We start from the raw sequence: 18,745 nt of genomic DNA on the forward strand, positions 1-18,745 counted from the left end.
CGGACCCAGCCCGACGTGGTCGCCATAATTCGAATACCGCGCCGAAGCGTGGGCATTGTGATCAACATGGATCTGTCGTAAGAGAGGCGCAGAGCGCACTTTCCGGTCAGACTCGTCACGTAAGGCCCGCCGTCTCTGTCTTCAGATTGACGTTTGTCCTTGAGTTGGCTGGCGTTTCGAGGCGTAACAATTTTTATACTTTGATGTACGACTGACATGGAGGCCAAATGGCAATTGGAACCGTCACCCAGAAGCTTCGGCCTTTGCGACTGGCGTTTTTAGTGAACCCTTCTGATCGAGGCGGCGTAATGAACGCGCTGCGTTTGAGTTCGACTTTCTGGGGAGGGATGTTTAACCCAATAGTTCCCTGCTACAGCGGTCGAGTTCCGCGGGCATGGAGTAGATTAGGTAAGGCTGGTATAAGCTCGCGAGAACTGGTCGAAGGTTATATTGATGGTTTCGATCCGGATGTAATTGTTCCTGTAAGCCCAGGCTCAGAAGAGTTCATTTCTCTCACGAAACGCACTACGTTGACGTCAGAAGAAATACTTGGAGGGGTGCTTGCTACCGGGGCAACGGATGCAGGTGTAGGTGCTTTTGAGATGGTGCAGGGCCTTTTTGATAAGGAGTTTAAATATGTCCGAAAGGACGACTTGAGCCTTCTTCTTCCTTCTTTCGACAAGCGTCATGAGATGTTCCTTCTGAGTGTATTTGGTGACTGGCCAAATGATCTGCGAAATATGATCATGAAGCATTTTGAAGGAAGGCTGAAAATTATAAATCAGAAATGTTCGATCGATGGATTTGAAGCACTGTTAGCTCCTAGTTATCTTAGTCCTCGCCGAGTTGGAAGTTTTGGAGTTGAGTATTATCCGCGTGAGGCCTGTGTTTATTGTATGGATGCAACAAGTTCTCTGGATGTAATAGATTTTTGGAACTTGCGTGCGGCTGGGTACTATGTCATTCCCGCGCCGAAGCAAATGTTTGCATCGGAATCCTTAAAGTCTTGGGTTGCAAGTTTTGTAGAAAGCAACTATTCGCATGAGCCGGGAGCATATCATCATACGACCTTTCAAATAGGTCGCTCCCTAAGGGATGAGGATGTTGCGGCGTTCGTGAAGGCACTCAATATAGAGAGTGCAGGGGATGGGAAACTTAAGTGCGCGATGAGGTCGTGGTATCCGCGTCTTTGGGATAAATGGGCGCGAGAGAACACGGATGAGAGGGTTATATCTTTCTATTCCCAAGATGCTGAAACATCTTTGGATGGTGACCTAAATCGGATCAACCTCAAAGTTCTCAGTCCCGAGATTCCTCGTTGGGGACGGGTCTCGAGTTTGCCGAAATTTGTCAACGAGATTTCTTATCGAATCTACGGCGCGAAGATGCCTATGGCGGAGGTTCTACCGGAGGGTGGGGCGGAGCCAATCGGAGGCTTTGGGTATTGGCACCATCGCGGGGTTCGAGTATCGCGTACTGGATTGAGCTATAGCTTATCTTCGTATGATAGAAGAATAAGTTTTGAAATTCCATCCGCAGAATCTTTAATGCTCTCCTGGTTCAAACAGAAGGGCTGGAGCGTGGAGATGTCCTCGCCAGGGCTGATTGCTACCCAAATGCTTCGAAGCCTACACGGAGAGGGTGGGCTATACACCATTAATTCGGAGCGACTTCTAAAGATATTAGATAAGCATGCTTCGGAAAAGAAGGAGCATGATGGTCCAGATTCACCGAGAGCACCTAGGTGGATTAAGGAGAGCGCGCTTCATGCTGAGGTTAGGAAAATTATAATCGCCGAAGGCCTGCGCTTTGAACCCTCAAGGTATATTTCCCGTCTTTTGGAGGATAATGTTTTGCGCTTGGGATTGCAATTGCATTGTCCAACCTGTCAGCGCTGGATGTGGAAGGCGGTTGAGAGTTTGAGTGAAGAAATTGACTGTGAGCAATGCCTTAGCAAATTTTCGCTTTCCGCAGCTCCGCCAAGAGAAAGAGAGTGGAGTTACAAGCCGCATGGACCTTTTAATGTCCGAGGCTACGGTGGCGGGGCTTATCCAGTCCTTCTGACATGGAAGTATTTCAGCAGAGCTGGCATGAAAAGAACGACGCCTCTTTTAAGTTTTAATGCGCTGAAAGGGGATGTGAGGTGTGAGGTGGATTTGGCAATCTTCTGTGAGGACGAATCGTGGAGGAATTCAAAAAGTGAATTGATTTTGTGTGAATGCAAGGCTTATGATCTCCTGAAATCTCGTGATATCTCTAGAATGGAATTTCTCGGGAAGAATTTTCCTGGTTCTACCTTGGTTTTTTCAAAGTTTGGTGGCGAGTTTGAAGATTCAGAAAAATGTCTTTTGAAGTCTTTTGTTACTCGTCAACGAAAGTTGCGCTTAGCGGGGAAGCCTCATTGTCAAGTGGTTTTGCTAACCGGGCTTGAGCTGTTCGCTTATAATGATGCGCCCCAGTGTTGGGATGGGAAGCCGGAGCCATACGCAAATTGGCGACATATTTCAACAATATCTGAGCTTGGTGATGCGACTCAGAATATCTATCTGGGGATGGAGTCGTTCCATGAATGGGGCGATCCAAGCCGTACGAGGGTTTAGGCTAGGTAATCTTAGACATAGGTGCTGGCTTGGGTTGCTGGTCTGTGCTTAGGGGCTTGCGCGCACTTGAGCGACGAATGCTCATTTTGCGCTTCGCCTCATGCTGTTGCGTTTGTGTATAAAGCATGCCAATGCATGTGCTATTGATGATTCCGCGTGGTGCGGTAGCATCATTGATCCTTACGTGAAGGAACTGTCCAAAGTCTTTGCAGATAGGGATTCCTGCTCACATCCCATCCTAATGGGGCACCATCTAGTTGTAAGAGTGAGCGGTCAAAAATTATGGTCCCGACCCGCACTTAATCAGGCGCATCCCGCTAAGAAAAAGGCCTTCGGAAATCCGAAGGCCCTATATTCCAGTGCTATTCGATGCAATCAGCGCTTCATCGAACCGAAGAACTCGTCGTTGGACTTGGTGTTCTTCATCTTGTCCAGCAGGAATTCCATCGCCGCGATCTCGTCCATCGGATGCAGCAGCTTGCGCAGGATCCAGATCTTCTGCAGCAGTTCCGGCTCGATCAGCAGGTCCTCGCGGCGGGTGCCGGAGCGGTTGATGTCGATGGCCGGGTACACGCGCTTCTCGGCGATACGGCGGTTCAGGTGCACTTCGCTGTTGCCGGTGCCCTTGAACTCTTCGTAGATCACCTCGTCCATCTTGCTGCCGGTCTCGACCAGCGCGGTGGCGATGATGGTCAGCGAGCCGCCTTCCTCGACGTTGCGCGCCGCGCCGAAGAAGCGCTTCGGGCGGTGCAGGGCGTTGGCGTCGACGCCGCCGCTGAGCACCTTGCCGGAGGACGGCACCACATTGTTGTAGGCGCGGGCCAGGCGGGTGATCGAGTCGAGCAGGATCACCACGTCCTTCTTGTGTTCGACCAGGCGCTTGGCGCGCTCGATCACCATTTCGGCGACCTGCACGTGGCGCGCGGCCGGCTCGTCGAAGGTCGAGGAAATGACCTCGCCGCGCACGGTGCGCTGCATTTCCGTCACTTCTTCCGGGCGCTCGTCGATCAGCAGCACGATCAGGTGCACGTCCGGATGGTTGGTGGTGATCGCCGTGGCCACCTGCTGCATCAGCATGGTCTTGCCGGCCTTCGGCGGGGACACGATCAGCGCGCGCTGACCCTTGCCCTGCGGCGCCATCAGGTCGAGGATGCGGCCGGAGATGTCTTCCGAGGAACCGTTGCCGCGCTCCAGGGTGAAGCGCTTGCGCGGGAACAGCGCGGTCAGGTTCTCGAACAGGACCTTGTTCTTGCTCGCTTCCAGCGGCTCGCCGTTGATGGTGTCGACGATCGACAGCGCGAAGTAGCGCTCGCCGTCCTTCGGGAAGCGGATGCGGCCGGACAGGTGATCGCCGGTGCGCAGGTTGAAGCGGCGGATCTGGCTGGGCGAGATGTAGGTGTCGTCCGGGCCGGCCAGGTAGCTGGCCTCGGCCGCGCGCAGGAAGCCGAAGCCGTCCGGCAGGATTTCCAGCACGCCGTCGGCGGCGACGCCTTCGCCGTGGCGGGTCAGCACCTTCAGCAGGGCGAAGATCACGTCCTGCTTGCGCGCGCGGGCCACGCCGTCCTGGATGTTGAGCTGCTCGGCGATGTCCAGCAGCTTCTGCGCCGGCATCTTCTTCAGGTCGCTCAGCGAGTAGATCGGGAAGCCTTCCGGCACGCTCGCGTGCGGGCGCGGCACGAACGGCTCGTTGCCGCCGTTGTCGCTGGGCAGGCCGTTGTCCTGGAAGCGGTCGCCGCCGCGCTGGTTGCGGTCGCGGTCGCGGCGATTGCGGAAGCGGTCGCGGCGGTTGCCCTGCTGGTTGTTCTGGTTGTTCTGGTTCTGGTTGTTGAAGCGGTTGTTGTTGCCGCCGTCGCGCGGCTCACGGCCTTCGCGCGGTTCTCCGCCTTCGGACGCCTGGCCGCCGCCCTGCTGGGCCGGCGCGTCGCCGCCGTGGCTCTGGCCGCCGCTTGAGGCCGGGGCCGGAGCCGACTCCGTGGCCGCGGCGCGCGGCGCCTCGGTCTGGACGGGCGCAGGCGCGGGCGCGGGATTCAGCGGCAGGGTCGGCTGTGCCGGCGCGCCGTGCTCGGCGGCGCCTTCCGCGCCGCTCGCGGCCTTGCTGACGCGCGGCTTGCGCACGCGCTTCTCGGCGGGGGCGTCGGCGCTCCCGGGTTCGGACATGGTGTGATCGGACAAGTGGTGTTCCTCGCTAAGAGTGCGAGCGCCCAGCGTGGGGGCATACGGGGTTGGGAGGAGGTCTGGGAGAGAATCTTCCAGAGGGGGTGCGGTGTGCGAATGCCACCGGATGTATCGACACTATCACCGCCACGCAGGCACGGCAAGCAGGCGTTCGTGGGCGATTCAGCCGCCGGCGATGCTGCGCCGGCCGGGCTGCCGCGGCGCCGCCCCGGTTGCGGGGCGGACGCCGGCAGCGGGCGTCAGGCGGCGCTGCCGCCCAGGGTCTTGTCGATCATCTGGGTCAGCTGGCCCTTGCCGACCGCGCCGATCTGGGTGGCCTGGATCTGGCCGTTCTTGAACAGCAGCAGCATCGGGATCGAGCGCACGTGGTACTTGATCGCGGTGGCGCGGTTCTCGTCCACGTTGACCTTGGCGACCTTGAGGCGGCCGTCGTAGGCGTCGGCGAGGTCGTCCAGCACCGGCGCGATCATCTTGCACGGGCCGCACCACTCGGCCCAGAAGTCCACCAGGACCGGCTCGTCGGACTGCAGCACCGTGGCATCGAAATCGGCGTCGCCGACGTAAAGGACCTTGTCGCTCACTTTGGGGGTTCTCCTGGGCCAATGCGACTGGCCGGACCGGGTGGCCGCCGCATTGCGGTAAACTGGGGCATTGCGCGGCGATCTCAAGGGATTCCCCCTGTCGCGCGACCCGGCATGGAAGACGCCAGTGTGCGACGCTGCCGGGACCGATGCAAGCCGCGACCTTACGCTTCGGGCGGGGTGGCCTCACGAAGATGGAATGATGAGCGACAAACCGCTGACCGATGTGACTTTTTCCGCGTTCGAACTGCAGCCCGCGCTGCTCGCAGGCCTCGAAAGCGCCGGCTTCACCCGCTGCACCCCGATCCAGGCGCTGACCCTGCCGGTGGCCCTTCCCGGCCGCGACGTGGCCGGCCAGGCCCAGACCGGTACCGGCAAGACCCTGGCGTTCCTGGTGGCGGTGATGAACCGCCTGCTCAGCCGCCCGGCGCTGGCCGACCGCAAGCCGGAGGATCCGCGCGCGCTGATCCTGGCCCCGACCCGCGAACTGGCGATCCAGATCCACAAGGACGCGGTCAAGTTCGGCTCCGAACTGGGCCTGCGCTTCGCCCTGGTCTATGGCGGCGTGGACTACGACAAGCAGCGCGAACTGCTGCAGCAGGGCGTGGACGTGATCATCGCCACCCCCGGCCGCCTGATCGACTACGTCAAGCAGCACAAGGTGGTGTCGCTGCACGCCTGCGAGATCTGCGTGCTCGACGAAGCCGACCGCATGTTCGACCTGGGCTTCATCAAGGACATCCGCTTCCTGCTGCGGCGCATGCCCGAGCGCGGTACCCGCCAGACCCTGCTGTTCTCCGCCACCCTCAGCCACCGCGTGCTGGAGCTGGCCTACGAGCACATGAACGAGCCGGAAAAGCTCGTCGTCGAGACCGAGAGCATCACCGCCGCGCGCGTGCGCCAGCGCATCTACTTCCCCTCCGACGAGGAGAAGCTGACCCTGCTGCTGGGTCTGCTGTCGCGCAGCGAGGGCGCGCGCACCATGGTGTTCGTCAACACCAAGGCGTTCGTCGAGCGCGTGGCGCGCGCGCTGGAGCGCCACGGCTACCGGGTCGGCGTGCTGTCCGGCGACGTGCCGCAGAAGAAGCGCGAGACCCTGCTCAACCGCTTCCAGAAGGGCCAGCTGGAGATCCTGGTGGCCACCGACGTGGCCGCGCGCGGCCTGCACATCGACGGGGTCAAGTACGTCTACAACTACGACCTGCCGTTCGACGCCGAGGACTACGTGCACCGCATCGGCCGCACCGCGCGGCTGGGCGAGGAGGGCGACGCGATCAGCTTCGCCTGCGAGCGCTATGCGATGAGCCTGCCGGACATCGAGGCCTACATCGAGCAGAAGATCCCGGTCGAGCCGGTCACCGCCGAGCTGCTGGTGGCGCTGCCGCGCACCCCGCGCGCGCCGGTGGAGGGCGAGGCCACCGAGGCCGATGGCGAGGAGAGCATCGGCGAGATCTTCCGCGAGGCCCGCGCCCAGCGCGAGGCCGACGAGCAGCGTCGCGGCGGCGGGCGCGGCAAGCCCGGCGGCGGCCGCAGCGGCCCGGGCGGCCGTGGCGAGTCGCGCAGCGCCGATGGCAAGCCGCGGCGTCCGCGCACGCCGCGTCCGGCCGATGCCACGGCCGCTGCGGCCGACGGCACTGCGCCGGTTGCCGCCGCGCCGGCGCCCGCGCCCAAGCCGCCGCGCGCTGCGCCGGCCGAGGGCGCAGCGCCCGCGGTCGAAGGCGAGCGTCCGCCGCGCAAGCGCCGTCGCCGTCGCGGCGGGCGTCCGCTGGAAGGCGCCGAGGGCGCACAGGCCGGCAACGGCAGCGCCGCTCCGGCGACCGCGGCCCCGGCCAAGCCGGTGCAGGTCGTGGCCACCCCGGTCAAGGCCGCGCGCCAGGCCGAGCGTGGTGCGGCGGCGAAGAACGATTCGTTCCTGACCCGCCTGGGGCGCAAGCTGCGCTCGCTGGTGTCCAGCTCCTGAGCCGGACCGGCCGTCCGCCGCGTGCGAGGCGCGCGGTGGACGAACACCCCAGCCGCTCCGGCATAATCGCCGGATGAGCGTTCTGCGGTTCGACAATGTCAGCAAACAGTACGCCGGCGGCCACGCGGCGCTGGTGGACGTCAGCTTCGAGGTCGAGGAGGGCGAGATGCTGTTCGTCACCGGCCATTCCGGTGCCGGCAAGAGCACCTTGCTCAAGCTGATCCACCTGAGCGAGCGGCCCTCGCGCGGCGCCGTGCTGTTCGGCGAGCGCAACCTGCTGAAGGTACGCGGCCGCCGCGTGCCGCTGCACCGGCGCGAGGTCGGCGCGGTCTACCAGGACCACCGCTTGCTCACCGACCGCAGCATCGCCGAGAACGTCGCGCTGCCACTGATCCTGCGCGGCACCCGTCGCGCCGAGATCGGCAAGCGCGTGCGCTCGGTGCTCGAGCGCATGGGCCTGGGCCATCGCGAGAAGGCGCTGCCCTCGCAGCTGTCGGCCGGCGAGCAGCAGCGCGTCGGCATCGCCCGGGCGATGGTCGGCGAACCGCGGCTGCTGGTCGCCGACGAACCCACCGGCAATCTCGACCCGACCCTGGCCGCGGAGATCATGCAGCTGTTCGCCGAACTGCCGGCGCGTGGCACCAGCGTGCTGGTGGTCAGCCACGACCTGGCCCTGCTCAAGCAGATGCGCAAGCGCGTGCTGATCCTGGACCACGGCCGCCTGGTCGACGACATCTCGCCGCAGGACTTGGCCGAATGAGCGCGCGCAACGCCGGCGCCGCGGCGCCCTCGCGGCTGGGCGTGTGGTGGGACCACCACCTGCACAGCATCGTCTACAGCCTCGGCCGCGCCATGCGCAAGCCGTGGGCCACGCTGCTGACCATGGCGGTGATGGCGCTGGCGCTGACCCTGCCGCTGGGCCTGTCGATCGCCCTGGACAACCTCAAGCAGTTCGCCGGCAGCGTGCAGCAGTCGCGCGACATCAACGTGTTCCTGAAGACCGACGTCGACGCCGCCGCGGCGCAGGCGCTGGCGCAGACCCTGCGCGGCCGCGCCGACGTGGCCGCGGTAACGCTGCGCACCCCCGCCGAAGGCATGGCCGAGCTGCGCGACAGCGCCGGCCTGGGCGAGGCGCTGGACGCGCTGCAGGACAACCCGCTGCCGACGCTGCTGATCGTCACCCCGGCCGCGGCCGACGACACCCCGCTGGCGACCGCGCTGACCGCGCTGCCGCAGGCCGACCTGGTCCAGCACGACGCGCTGTGGCGCAAGCGCCTGGACGGCTGGCTGCATTTCGGCGAACGCCTGGTGCAGGTGCTGTCGCTGCTGCTCGGCGCCGGTGCGGTACTGGTGGTCGGCAACACCGTGCGCCTGGACATCCAGTCGCGACGCGAGGAGATCGGCGTGCTGCAGCTGCTCGGCGCCAGCGACGGTTTCATCCGCCGCCCGTTCCTGTACCTGGGCGCCTGGTACGGTTTCGGCGCCGGAGTGCTGGCGCTGGGCCTGCTCGCCGCCTCCGGCATGGCCCTGGGCCAGCCGCTGGCGGCACTGGCCGACAGCTACGGCAGCCACTTCGTGTTGCACGGGCTGGACGCGTTGCACGCCGGCTTCGTCCTGCTCGGCACCCTGCTGCTGGGCTGGCTCGGCGCCTGGCTGGTGACCGGCCACTTCCTGCGCCAGACGCGGCCCACCGACACCTGAGGCGCACATGGCCGGGCACGAGCTCAAGCATCTGATCAGCGCCGCCCCCCGGGTGATGGTGGTCGATGGCTCGAAGCTGGTGCGCAAGCTCATCGCCGACGTGCTGCATCGCGAACTGCCCGACGTGACCGTGGTCGGCTGCGCCAGCATCGCCGAGGCGCGCGCCGCGCTGGAGGCCGGTCCGGTCGATCTGGTCACCACCTCGCTGGGGCTGCCCGACGGCGACGGCCTGACCCTGGCGCGCAGCGTGCGCGAGGCCGCCGGCCAGGCCTATGTGCCGGTGATCGTGGTCTCCGGCGACGCCCAGCAGCACCTGGTCGAGCGCCGCTTCACCGAGTACGTCACCGACTACTTCGACAAGGCGCTCGGCCACGAGGCGCTGGCCACCTTCATTCGCGGCTACGTGCAGCCGCAGCCGGTGGCCGGCGCCACCGTGCTCTACGTCGAGGACAGCCGGGTGGTGGCCGAAGCCACCAAGCGCATGCTCGAGCGCCAGCAGCTGCACGTGGTGCACGTGCTCAGCGCCGAGGACGCCTTCGCCCTGCTGACCGCCGAGTCGCTGGGCCGCACCACCCGCCGCATCGACCTGGTGCTGACCGACGTCACCTTGAAAGGCGAGCTCAACGGCCGCGACGTGGTCCAGCGCATCCGCGTCGACTTCGCCTACGGCAAGCGGCGCATGCCGGTGCTGGTGATGACCGGCGACAGCAACCCGCACACCCAGTCCGAGCTGCTGCGCGCCGGTGCCAACGACCTGGTGCAGAAACCGATCGAAGAGCGCCTGCTGGTCACCAAGGTGCTGTTCCAGTTGCGCCTGGCGCGGCTCGACGAGATCGCGGTGACCTTCTGACCGATGTGATGTCCCGAGCCTGGAAGCGATGAGCAACAACGAAGACGAAAGCCGGATCCAGCTGGAGCCGTCATGGAAGGCGCAGGTCGGCGACTGGCTGCTGCGTCCGGAGATGCGCGAGTTGGCCACCTTCCTGCGCCAGCGCAAGGCCGCCGGTGCGCGGGTGTTCCCGCCGGGGCGGCAGATATTCGCCGCCTTCGACGCCACCCCGTTCGAAAAGGTGGAGGTGGTGATCCTCGGCCAGGACCCGTACCACGGCTACGGCCAGGCGCACGGGCTGTGCTTCTCGGTGCTGCCGGGGGTGCCGGTGCCGCCGTCGCTGCTGAACATCTACAAGGAGATCGAGGACGACCTGGGCATCCGCCGGCCGGACCACGGCTGCCTGCTGCCGTGGGCGCAGCGCGGCGTGCTGCTGCTCAACGCGGTGCTGACGGTGGAAGAAGGCCGCGCCGGCGCGCACCAGGGCAAGGGCTGGGAGGGCTTCACCGACCACGTCGTGGAGACCCTCAACCGCGAGCGCGAGGGTCTGGTGTTCCTGCTCTGGGGCAGCTATGCCCAGGCCAAGGGCAAGGTCATCGACACCCGCCGCCACCGTGTGCTCAAGGCCCCGCACCCCTCGCCGCTGTCGGCGCACCGCGGCTTCCTCGGTTGCAAGCATTTCTCCGCGGCCAATGAGTACTTGAAGCGCCGCGGCGCCGCCCCCATCGACTGGAGTCTGCCGCCGCGCGCAGAGCTGGAAGCGGTGCTGGGCGGCGCCTGAACCGCGGTTGGACAGGGCGACGCTGTCGCCTGGCGTGGACGCCATTTTCGCGAACCGGCTGCTACTTTTGCGGTCAGAGAACGGGATGACGATGCGTCCCGATTGTTTCAGTGGCTTGTGATGCAGTGTCATTCCTGATTCATATGTTGCATAAACAGAACACAGGAACTTTTTACTGTACCCAGCAGTCCAATTAGTAGACTGCTAAGATGAGCCCTATGAGCCAGACGCTTACTTCCAACGCATTGGTTGCCAACAACCTCCCGATCCCCAGTCCGCTCGGTTCGCTGGATGCCTATATCGGCGCCGTGCATCAGATCCCGGTGCTGACGTCCGACGAGGAACGTGCACTGGCGGTGCGATATCGCGACCAGGAAGACCTGGACGCGGCCCGCGAACTGGTCCATTCCCACCTGCGCTTCGTGGTCCACGTGGCCCGCGGCTACAACGGCTACGGCCTGCCGCTGGGCGACCTGGTTCAGGAAGGCAACATCGGCCTGATGAAGGCGGTCAAGCGCTTCGACCCCGACATGGGCGTGCGCCTGGTCAGCTTCGCGGTGCACTGGATCCGTGCCGAAATGCACGAGTACATCCTGAAGAACTGGCGCATCGTCAAGGTCGCCACGACCAAGGCGCAGCGCAAGCTGTTCTTCAACCTGCGCAAGTCCAAGACCCGCCTGGGCTGGATGAACGCGGCCGAGGTCACCGCCGTGGCCAAGGACCTCAACGTGTCCGAGCGCGAGGTGCTGGAGATGGAGTCGCGCCTGTCCGGTCGCGACATCGGTTTCGATGCGCCGTCCGACGAGGACGACGACCACGCGCCGCCGTCGCCGGCCGCGTATCTGATGGCCAACGAGGAAGATCCCTCGCAGGCCTACGAACGCGCCGACAGCGAGGACAACCAGCTGCAGCTGCTGCGCGAAGGCCTGGCGGAACTGGATGCGCGTTCGCGCGACATCATCAAGCGCCGCTGGCTGGATGCCGACAGCAAGATCACCCTGCAGGAACTGGCCGACGAGTACGGCGTGTCGGCCGAGCGCATCCGCCAGATCGAGGCGAACGCGCTGAAGAAGATGAAGGCGCTGTTCGTCGCCTGAGTCGCCTGCGGCGAGCGATTGCAGCGCGCGAAAAGGCCCGGCATTGCCGGGTCTTTTTTCTTGTCCTGGGCTGCCCGCGGATTGGCGACTGCCGGCTGCGGAAGTCCGTCCGCACGGCGCTGGATCACGACTCCGGCGGACGCGCCACCGGCAGGTGCCAGCCGTAGCGGATCGCCATGAAGCGCAGGCCGAAGCACAGCACCGCACCCACCCCCAGGCCCCAGGGCTGCGGCAGGTGCAGCACCTGCGCCACGGCCACCACGCCGCCGCCGAGCAGCGCCGCCACCGCGTACAGCTCGGCCTGCAGCACCACCGGCGTGCGCGCCACCAGCAGGTCGCGGACGATGCCGCCGCCGATGCCGCTGAGCATGCCCAACAGCGGCGCGCTGAGCGGACCCAGGCCGAACGCCAGCGCCTTGCTGGTGCCGTAGACCGCGAACAGCGCCAGACCCATCGCGTCGAAGATCTGCACCGGATTGCGCAGGCGCTCGACCGTGTGGTGGCTGTAGAAAGCCAGCAGCCCGGCCAGGCAGGCGACGCCGAGATAGCGCACGTCGGCCAGCGCCGCCGGCGGGGTGGCGCCGATCAGCACGTCGCGGGCGATGCCGCCGGAGACCGCGGCCGCGCACGACAGCACCAGCACCCCGAACAGGTCCAGGCGATGGCGCACGCCGACGGTGGCGCCGCTGATCGCGAACACGAAGGTGCCCAGCAGGTCGAGCAGGAACAGGAAGGTGGCCAAAACGGCACTGCGCTGCAGCAAAAAGGCCGGCTAGGATCGCAGCCCGGCCTTGCAGTGTCACCTGTCCACGGGCGGTGCGGGCTGCGCCTGCGTGTCCTCCGCCGCGGGCGGGTCGCCGAGGATGATGCGCGCGGCGCGCTGGTAGCTCCAGTACGCCCAGGCCCAGTTGAGCAGCACCACCACGCGGTTGCGGAAGCCGATCAGGAAGAACACGTGCGCGGCCAGCCAGAACCACCAGGCCAGCACCCCGGAGAGCTGCAGCCGGCCCAGGTGCACGATCGCGGCCATGCGCCCGATGGTGGCCAGGTTGCCGTAGTCGGCATAGCGGAACGGCACGCTGGCGGTGTCGCCGCGCAGCCGCCGGCGCAGGGTGTCGGCGACGTGCCGGCCCATCTGCTTGGCGGCCGGCGCCACCCCGGGAACCGGGCGGCCGTCGGCCTGCTGCAGCGCGGCCAGGTCGCCGGCCACGAACAGCTCCGGATGGCCGGGCACGCTCAGGTCCGGCTGCACCTGCACGCGGCCGCTGCGGTCCAGCGGCGTCTGCAGGGTCTTCGCCAGCGGCGAGGCGGCCACGCCGGCGGCCCAGACCACGGTGCGCGCCGGCACGAAGGTGCTGCCGAGGCGGTAGCCATGGGCGTCGATGTCGGCGACCGGGACCCCGGTCAGCACGTCCACGCCGAGCTTCTCCAGCTGTTTCTGCGCCTTGGCCGAGAGGTGTTCGGGGAACGAGGACAGCACCCGCGGGCCGGCCTCGATCAGCCGCACCCGCGCCTCGGCCGGGTCGATGCGGCGGAACTCGTGCTTCAGCGTGTGCCGGGCGATCTCCGCCAGGGTGCCGGCCAGCTCGACCCCGGTGGGGCCGCCGCCGACGATGGCGAAGCTGAGCCAGGCCGCGCGCGCGGCGGGGTCGGTTTCCGCTTCGGCACGTTCGAACGCCAGCAGCAGGTGCCGGCGCAGTTGCAGCGCGTCGTCCAGGGTCTTCAGGCCGGGTGCGTGCGCGGCCCAGTCGTCGTGACCGAAATAGGCATGGGTGGCGCCGGTGGCGACCAGCAGGTAGTCGTAGGCCAGCGTCTGCCCATCGGCCAGGCGCACTTGCCGCGCCTGCTTGTCGATGTCGACGACTTCCCCAAGGCGCACTTCGACGTTGTCCTGGTGGCGCAGGATCTGCCGCAGCGGCGCGGCGATGTCCGGGGCCGACAAGCCGGCGGTGGCGACCTGGTACAGCAGCGGCTGGAACAGGTGATGGTTGCGGCGGTCGATCAGGGTGATGTGCAGCGGCGTCCTGGCCAGAGCGCGGGTGGCCCACAAGCCGGCGAAGCCACCGCCGACCACGATCAGGTGCGGCACGCGTGTGTCGTCCATGCAGGACTCCAGGAGGGGAAGGGGAGAGGAGGCGTCCGTTGTCGGCGCGGCGGTCGCGTCGCAGCCGCGCGGCGCGCCGATCCTTTGGAACGCGCGCTGCCGGTGAGGCGCTGCGCGAACGTCGAGGGCCGGACCTGCATGTCCGTATAGTAGCGCGATGCCAAGCGCGGTCAGCGACATGGAGGACGCACGCTCATGCCAGCGACAGTGAAGGCGCGCGCGTCGGCGCCGCCGCCGACGCCGCTGCCCTCGCGCTGGCGCAGCCTGCTGTTCTGGGCCAAGACGCGGGCGCTGCAACTGCGCCGCGCGCTGCACGATCTGCGCGGCGGACCGCGCCGGCACCGGCGCGACGCCGGCCTGGCGATCGCCGACGGCACCTGTGCCGAATCGGTCACCGCGCTGTGGCCCGACAGCGAGGAGACCGCACCGCAGCTGGTGGCCGGCAAGATCCACAACCTGCGCCTGGCCGCGCGTGCGCTGCACGGCGTGGAGGTGCCGGCCGGGGCGACCTTCGGTTTCTGGCGCCAGCTCGGCCGCGCCACCCGCCGTCGCGGCTTCGTCGCCGGCCGCGAACTGCGCGAGGGCTGCCTGGTGCCGTCGATCGGCGGTGGCCTGTGCCAGGTGTCAAATGCGATCTACGACGCGGCGCTGCGGCAAGGCCTGGAGATTGTCGAGCGGCACCGCCACACCCAGGTGATTGCCGGCTCCCTGGCCGAGCGCGACCGCGACGCGGTGGTGTTCTGGAACTACGTGGACCTGCGCCTGCGCGCCGCCGCGCCGTGGCGGCTGGAGGTGTGGCTGGACGGCGAAGCGCTGCACGTGCGCATCCGTGGCGTTGCCGTGGCGCCGGCGGCGTTGCCGTTGCCGCCGCTGCAGCGACCCACCGCGCCGGCCGGTGTCGACGCCGCCAACGACTGCACCCGCTGCGGCCGCAGTGCCTGCCATCGCCATGTGCCAGCGGTGCCCGATGGGCTGCACCGCACCTGGCTGGTCGACGAGGACTGGCCGGAATTCGCCGAAGACCGCCGACGCCGGCAGCAACCCGGCGACCGCGTGCTGGCGCTGCCGCGGACCAGCGTCGCGGCCTTGCGCGCGGCGCTGCTGCGGCGCTGGTGGTTGTGGCGCGGCATGCCGTTGCCGCAGGCGCGCCAGCGCGCGCAGCGCATCCGCCTGCAGGCGCTGCGGCGGCGCCTGGGCGCGCGCGATGTCGACCTGGTGGTGCCGCAGAGCCTGTTGCCGGAGCTGTGGCTGGCCGGCGAGTTGCAGGGCCGGCGCTGGGACGTGTACATGACCGCCTTGCCGATGCACCTGTTGCAGGCGCGCCTGGACGTGGCCGCGCAGCGGCATCCGCACAGTCCCACGCTGTGCGATTTCCGCGCCGATCCGGCGCTGGTCGCCGCCGAGCGTGCGGCACTGGCGCAGGCGCGGCACTGGATCACGCCGCATCGCGAACTGCTGGCGCTGGCCGGTAGCCGCGGCCTCGCGCTGGAATGGCAACGGCCGGCGCTCCCGGCAGCCGCGCCGGAGCATGCGGCCATCACGGCGGACGCCGTACCGCGGGTACTGCTGGCGGCCTCGGCGCTGGCGCGCAAGGGCGCCTACGAACTGCGTGAGGCGGTGCGTGGCCTGCCGGTGTTGTTGCTGCTGCCGCCCGGTGCGCAGGAGACGCCGGACTTCTGGAACGGCATCGCGGTACAGCGGGTCGCGTCGATGGCCGAAGGCGTGCACGCTGCTTGCCTGGTGCTGCTGCCGGCGTGGATCGAACAACAGCCGCGCGGCCTGTTGCTGGCCATGGCGCTGGGCAAACCGGTGATCGCCACCGCCGCCTGCGGCCTGTCCGCGGACGCTGGCGCGTGGCGCTGCGTGGAGGCCGGCGACAGCGCTGCATTGCGCGCCCAATTGGTCGACGCACTGGGTCTGGTGGACTGAGCGAAACCTGTAGGCATTAGGGCCACCGTCTGCTTTTCCACGCCGATTGGATGCGCGTTCGTCTGGAGCAGCTTCAGAGCCGCCCTGCCTGGCGACACGCGCCACTGCCGCGTAGGGGCGGCTTCAGCCTACCGGTAATGCCCGTCGCGGCTGAAGCCGCCCCTAGGGAAGCGGATTGCGTGCGGTGCTGACGATTTGCAGCTTCATGCAAGGCCTGCGTATCGCTGGCTCGACGCGCTCTGGCGCTCCAGCGATGTACGTCATCGGTGCATTGAAGGACTTGCGTCGCGCACCGCGCGCCTATCTCAGTACAGATCCTGCGGATCCACATCCAGCGACCAGCGCACCCGCCGTGCCTGCGGCAGCGCGTGGATCGCCGGCACCGCCGCGTCCAGCAACGCGTGCAGCGCGCGCCGCGTGTTGGCCGACAGCAGCAACTGGGTGCGCTGGAAACCGGCGCGGCGCGGCATCGGCGCCGGCATCGGGCCGAAGCGCTGCACCTCGTCCTGCACCGGCAGCAGCGCGCGCACTGCGGCGAGGAAGGCGTTGGCGTGCTCGACCTGCTTGGCCTCGGCGCGCAGCAGCGCCAGGTGCGCGAACGGCGGGAAGCCGGCGGCCTCGCGTTGCTCCAGTTCCGCGGCGGCGAAGGCGTGGTAGCCGCCGTGCACCAGGGTCTGCAGCAGCGGATGCGCGGGGTGGTGGGTCTGCAGCCAGACCTCGCCCGGGCGCGCGGCGCGGCCGGCGCGCCCGGCGACCTGGATCAGCTGCTGCGCAAGCTTCTCGCTGGCGCGGAAATCGGCCGAGAACAGGCCTTCGTCGATGCCCACCACCACCACCCGGCTCAATTGCGGCAGGTCGTGGCCCTTGGCCAGGATCTGGGTGCCGACCAGGATGCCGGGCGCAGTGCCGAGCGTGGCCAACTGCGTCTCCAGCGCATCGCGGCGCTGGGTGGTGCTGCGGTCGATGCGCAGCACCGGCACGTCCGGGAATGCCTGCACCAGGCGCTCCTCCAGGCGTTCGGTGCCGATGCCCTGCGGCTGCAGGGCCAGGCTGCCGCAGTCCGGGCAGGCCAGCGGCGCCGGCTGGCGCGCGCCGCAGTGGTGGCATTGCAGGCGCCGGCCGCCGGCGTGCACGGTCATCGGTGTGGCGTGCAGTGGGGTGCTGCAGCGCTGGCACGGCGCGGTCCAGCCGCAGTCGTGGCACAGCAGCACCGGCGCATAGCCGCGGCGGTTCTTGAACACCAGCACCTGGCCGCCGTCGGCCAATGCCGTGCCGATCCCGGCCAGCACCTCCGGCGACAGCCCGTCCTGCAGCGGGCGCTTGCGCACGTCGAGCACGCGCACCGTCGGCGGTCTGGCGTCGCCGGCGCGGCGGGTCAGGCGCAGGTGTGCGTAGCGGCCGCCGGTGGCGTTGTGCAGGCTCTCCAGCGACGGCGTGGCGCTGCCCAGCAGCACCGGCACGTCCAGCGCCTTGCCGCGCACCAAAGCGAAATCGCGGGCGTGGTAGCGGATGCCGTCCTGCTGCTTGTAGCTGCCGTCGTGTTCCTCGTCGACCACGATCAATCCTGCCCGCGGCAGCGGCACGAATATCGCCGAGCGGGTGCCGACCACCACCCGCGCCTCGCCGCGCCAGGCGGCGGCCCAGACCCGGGCGCGTTCGTTGTCGTTGAGCCCCGAATGCAGCGCGTGCACCGGCACCCCCAGGCGGGCGCGGAAGCGGGCCAGGGTCTGCGGGGTCAGGCCGATCTCCGGCACCAGCACCAGCGCCTGGCGCCCGCGCGCCAGACAGGCGGCGATCGCCTGCAGGTAGACCTCGGTCTTGCCGCTGCCGGTCACACCGTCGAGCAGGAACGGGGCGAAGCCGGCGGCGGCGACCACCGCGTCGATGGCGGCCTGCTGTTCGGCATTGGGGGGCGGACCGGGTTGTGGCTGCGGCGCCGCGGCGCTGGCCGGCACCGCGATGCGCTCGGCGTGGCCGCGCTTGGCCAGCGCGCGCGCGGCGCTGCGCCAGTCGTCCATCGCCTGGTCCAGCCGGTCCTCGTCCATGGCGCCGTCCGCCAGCAGCGCGGCGAAGCGGTGCGGGCGGGTGCCGGCGCGGGCGCGGTGGCTGGCGCCAGCCTCGGTCAGGCGCCAGGCCCAGGCGTGGGTGTCGGGCAGCGGTTCGCCGCGACGCAACGGCACCGGCAGGGCGGTCGCCAGCACCTCGCCCAGCGGCGCGTGGCTGTAGCGCGCCAGCCAGCGCAGCGACTCGGCCAGTTCGCCGTGGAGCAGGGGCACCGGGTCCAGCCAGGCCAACGCCGCGCGCAGGCCGTCGGCGTCCTCGACCTGGCCGATCGCCGCGACCACTCCGCTCAGTTCGCGGTTGCCGAACGGCACCTGCACCCGGCGGCCGACGTCGCCGTCGGCGACCGTGCCCCCGGGCGGCGGCAGGTAGTCGAACACCTGCGGCAGCGGCACGGGCAGGGCGACGCGGAGCGTGGCGGCGGGGGAGGGCATCCGCCTAGTCTAGGGCGTGTCACCGATCCCCGAGTACGCCGCGTTGGGTCTGGCAGGCGCGCTGCCGGCGTTGCGGGCGCAGCGCCTGACTGGCCGTCAGGTCAAGCCGCGCGGCGTCGGCAGCGCGCCTGCCAGACCCAACCCGAAGGGCCGTGGTTGCGCGTGCCCGTGGCCGCGTCATCGCTCGGGCGTGGACGCACGTCCACTTCCTCGCTCTTCCTTGCCACAAGCACGCGCAACCGCGGCGCGGCATGCTCGGGGATCGGTGACACGCCCTAGCGGCCGTGGCAAGTGGGTTCCGGGGGGCGGGAGTTGCGCGCGATTGCTGCCCGCAAAGTGATAAACCGGTCGTAAATGGCCGCCGCGCTTGGGGAATCGAATTTATCCACATCTGCTGTGGATAAAGCTGTGCATGACGGGCATGCTCCACGCCGTGAAGACGGACTCACAAGCCTCTGCCACGAGTTGGACAAAAAAGCGCCAATCGCATTTA

13 protein-coding genes are annotated in these 18,745 nt (G+C 67.4%); 8 read left to right on the plus strand and 5 right to left on the minus strand.

All coding sequences use genetic code 11. The annotated features are described in order from the left end of the window. The first annotated feature begins 227 nt into the window (after positions 1-227). Positions 228-2,600, plus strand: coding sequence for a hypothetical protein (locus ACHWVH_RS15135; protein WP_295926361.1), 2,373 nt, complete (start codon positions 228-230; stop codon positions 2,598-2,600). Positions 2,601-2,975: 375 nt separating this feature from the next. On the opposite strand, the gene rho is transcribed toward ACHWVH_RS15135, so the two are convergent. Both rho and trxA read right to left on the minus strand, forming a co-directional pair. After that, a complete protein-coding gene (gene rho / locus ACHWVH_RS15140; protein ID WP_295926364.1) occupies positions 2,976-4,772 on the minus strand; it encodes a transcription termination factor Rho in 1,797 nt (598 codons plus the stop codon). Between the two features lie 242 nt (positions 4,773-5,014). Further along, positions 5,015-5,356 (minus strand): thioredoxin TrxA, encoded by a 342-nt coding sequence (trxA, locus tag ACHWVH_RS15145; RefSeq protein ID WP_017908556.1) that lies wholly within the window; start codon positions 5,354-5,356, stop codon positions 5,015-5,017. A 202-nt stretch (positions 5,357-5,558) separates the two neighbouring features. Here trxA and rhlB point away from each other — a divergent pair, with 202 nt between their 5' ends. The 6 genes from rhlB (at position 5,559) to rpoH (ending at position 11,724) form a co-directional block, all read left to right on the plus strand. Beyond that, a complete protein-coding gene (gene rhlB / locus ACHWVH_RS15150; RefSeq protein WP_295926368.1) occupies positions 5,559-7,316 on the plus strand; it encodes an ATP-dependent RNA helicase RhlB in 1,758 nt (585 codons plus the stop codon). A 73-nt stretch (positions 7,317-7,389) separates the two neighbouring features. After that, on the plus strand, positions 7,390-8,076 hold the full coding sequence (gene ftsE / locus ACHWVH_RS15155; RefSeq protein ID WP_043094534.1) for a cell division ATP-binding protein FtsE: 687 nt from the start codon (positions 7,390-7,392) through the stop codon (positions 8,074-8,076). Further along, complete coding sequence (gene ftsX / locus ACHWVH_RS15160; RefSeq protein ID WP_010343178.1) at positions 8,073-9,017, plus strand: permease-like cell division protein FtsX; 945 nt, start codon at positions 8,073-8,075, stop codon at positions 9,015-9,017. Before ftsE ends, ftsX begins: the two co-directional genes overlap by 4 nt. A 7-nt stretch (positions 9,018-9,024) precedes the next feature. Beyond that, entirely contained in the window at positions 9,025-9,867 is an 843-nt protein-coding gene (locus ACHWVH_RS15165; protein WP_017909425.1) for a response regulator, read from the plus strand. Positions 9,868-9,895: 28 nt separating this feature from the next. Beyond that, positions 9,896-10,627 (plus strand): uracil-DNA glycosylase, encoded by a 732-nt coding sequence (ung, locus tag ACHWVH_RS15170; RefSeq protein ID WP_043094536.1) that lies wholly within the window; start codon positions 9,896-9,898, stop codon positions 10,625-10,627. 218 nt (positions 10,628-10,845) lie between these two features. After that, positions 10,846-11,724, plus strand: a complete 879-nt coding sequence (gene rpoH / locus ACHWVH_RS15175; RefSeq protein ID WP_026143641.1) for an RNA polymerase sigma factor RpoH — start codon at positions 10,846-10,848, stop codon at positions 11,722-11,724. Between the two features lie 124 nt (positions 11,725-11,848). On the opposite strand, the gene ACHWVH_RS15180 is transcribed toward rpoH, so the two are convergent. Continuing rightward, the gene (locus ACHWVH_RS15180; protein WP_026144447.1) at positions 11,849-12,466 is read right to left on the minus strand and encodes a trimeric intracellular cation channel family protein; all 618 of its coding nucleotides are present in this window, start codon (positions 12,464-12,466) and stop codon (positions 11,849-11,851) included. A 57-nt stretch (positions 12,467-12,523) separates the two neighbouring features. Next, a complete protein-coding gene (locus ACHWVH_RS15185; protein WP_267092866.1) occupies positions 12,524-13,828 on the minus strand; it encodes an NAD(P)/FAD-dependent oxidoreductase in 1,305 nt (434 codons plus the stop codon). A gap of 195 nt (positions 13,829-14,023) precedes the next feature. On the opposite strand from ACHWVH_RS15185, the gene ACHWVH_RS15190 reads away from it, so the two are divergent. After that, positions 14,024-15,757 carry a VanW family protein gene (locus tag ACHWVH_RS15190; RefSeq protein WP_394687488.1) on the plus strand — a complete coding sequence of 578 codons (1,734 nt, stop codon included), beginning with the start codon at positions 14,024-14,026 and terminating at the stop codon, positions 15,755-15,757. A 305-nt stretch (positions 15,758-16,062) separates the two neighbouring features. On the opposite strand, the gene ACHWVH_RS15195 is transcribed toward ACHWVH_RS15190, so the two are convergent. Further along, entirely contained in the window at positions 16,063-18,252 is a 2,190-nt protein-coding gene (locus ACHWVH_RS15195) for a primosomal protein N' (RefSeq protein WP_267100259.1), read from the minus strand. Positions 18,253-18,745 lie beyond the last annotated feature (493 nt).

The sequence above is a fragment of the uncultured Xanthomonas sp. genome (assembly GCF_964278005.1).
In the GTDB taxonomy this organism is placed as follows: domain Bacteria; phylum Pseudomonadota; class Gammaproteobacteria; order Xanthomonadales; family Xanthomonadaceae; genus Xanthomonas_A; species Xanthomonas_A sontii.

Bases quoted from the DNA above. Each gene is read 5' to 3' on its own strand.
- ACHWVH_RS15135 (WP_295926361.1), top strand. From the start codon at position 228: ATGGCAATTGGAACCGTCACCCAGAAGCTTCGGCCTTTGCGACTGGCG.
- rhlB (WP_295926368.1), top strand. From the start codon at position 5,559: ATGAGCGACAAACCGCTGACCGATGTGACTTTTTCCGCGTTCGAACTG.
- ftsE (WP_043094534.1), top strand. From the start codon at position 7,390: ATGAGCGTTCTGCGGTTCGACAATGTCAGCAAACAGTACGCCGGCGGC.
- ftsX (WP_010343178.1), top strand. From the start codon at position 8,073: ATGAGCGCGCGCAACGCCGGCGCCGCGGCGCCCTCGCGGCTGGGCGTG.
- ACHWVH_RS15165 (WP_017909425.1), top strand. From the start codon at position 9,025: ATGGCCGGGCACGAGCTCAAGCATCTGATCAGCGCCGCCCCCCGGGTG.
- ung (WP_043094536.1), top strand. From the start codon at position 9,896: ATGAGCAACAACGAAGACGAAAGCCGGATCCAGCTGGAGCCGTCATGG.
- rpoH (WP_026143641.1), top strand. From the start codon at position 10,846: ATGAGCCAGACGCTTACTTCCAACGCATTGGTTGCCAACAACCTCCCG.
- ACHWVH_RS15185 (WP_267092866.1), bottom strand. From the start codon at position 13,828: ATGGACGACACACGCGTGCCGCACCTGATCGTGGTCGGCGGTGGCTTC.
- ACHWVH_RS15190 (WP_394687488.1), top strand. From the start codon at position 14,024: ATGCCAGCGACAGTGAAGGCGCGCGCGTCGGCGCCGCCGCCGACGCCG.
- ACHWVH_RS15195 (WP_267100259.1), bottom strand. From the start codon at position 18,252: ATGCCCTCCCCCGCCGCCACGCTCCGCGTCGCCCTGCCCGTGCCGCTG.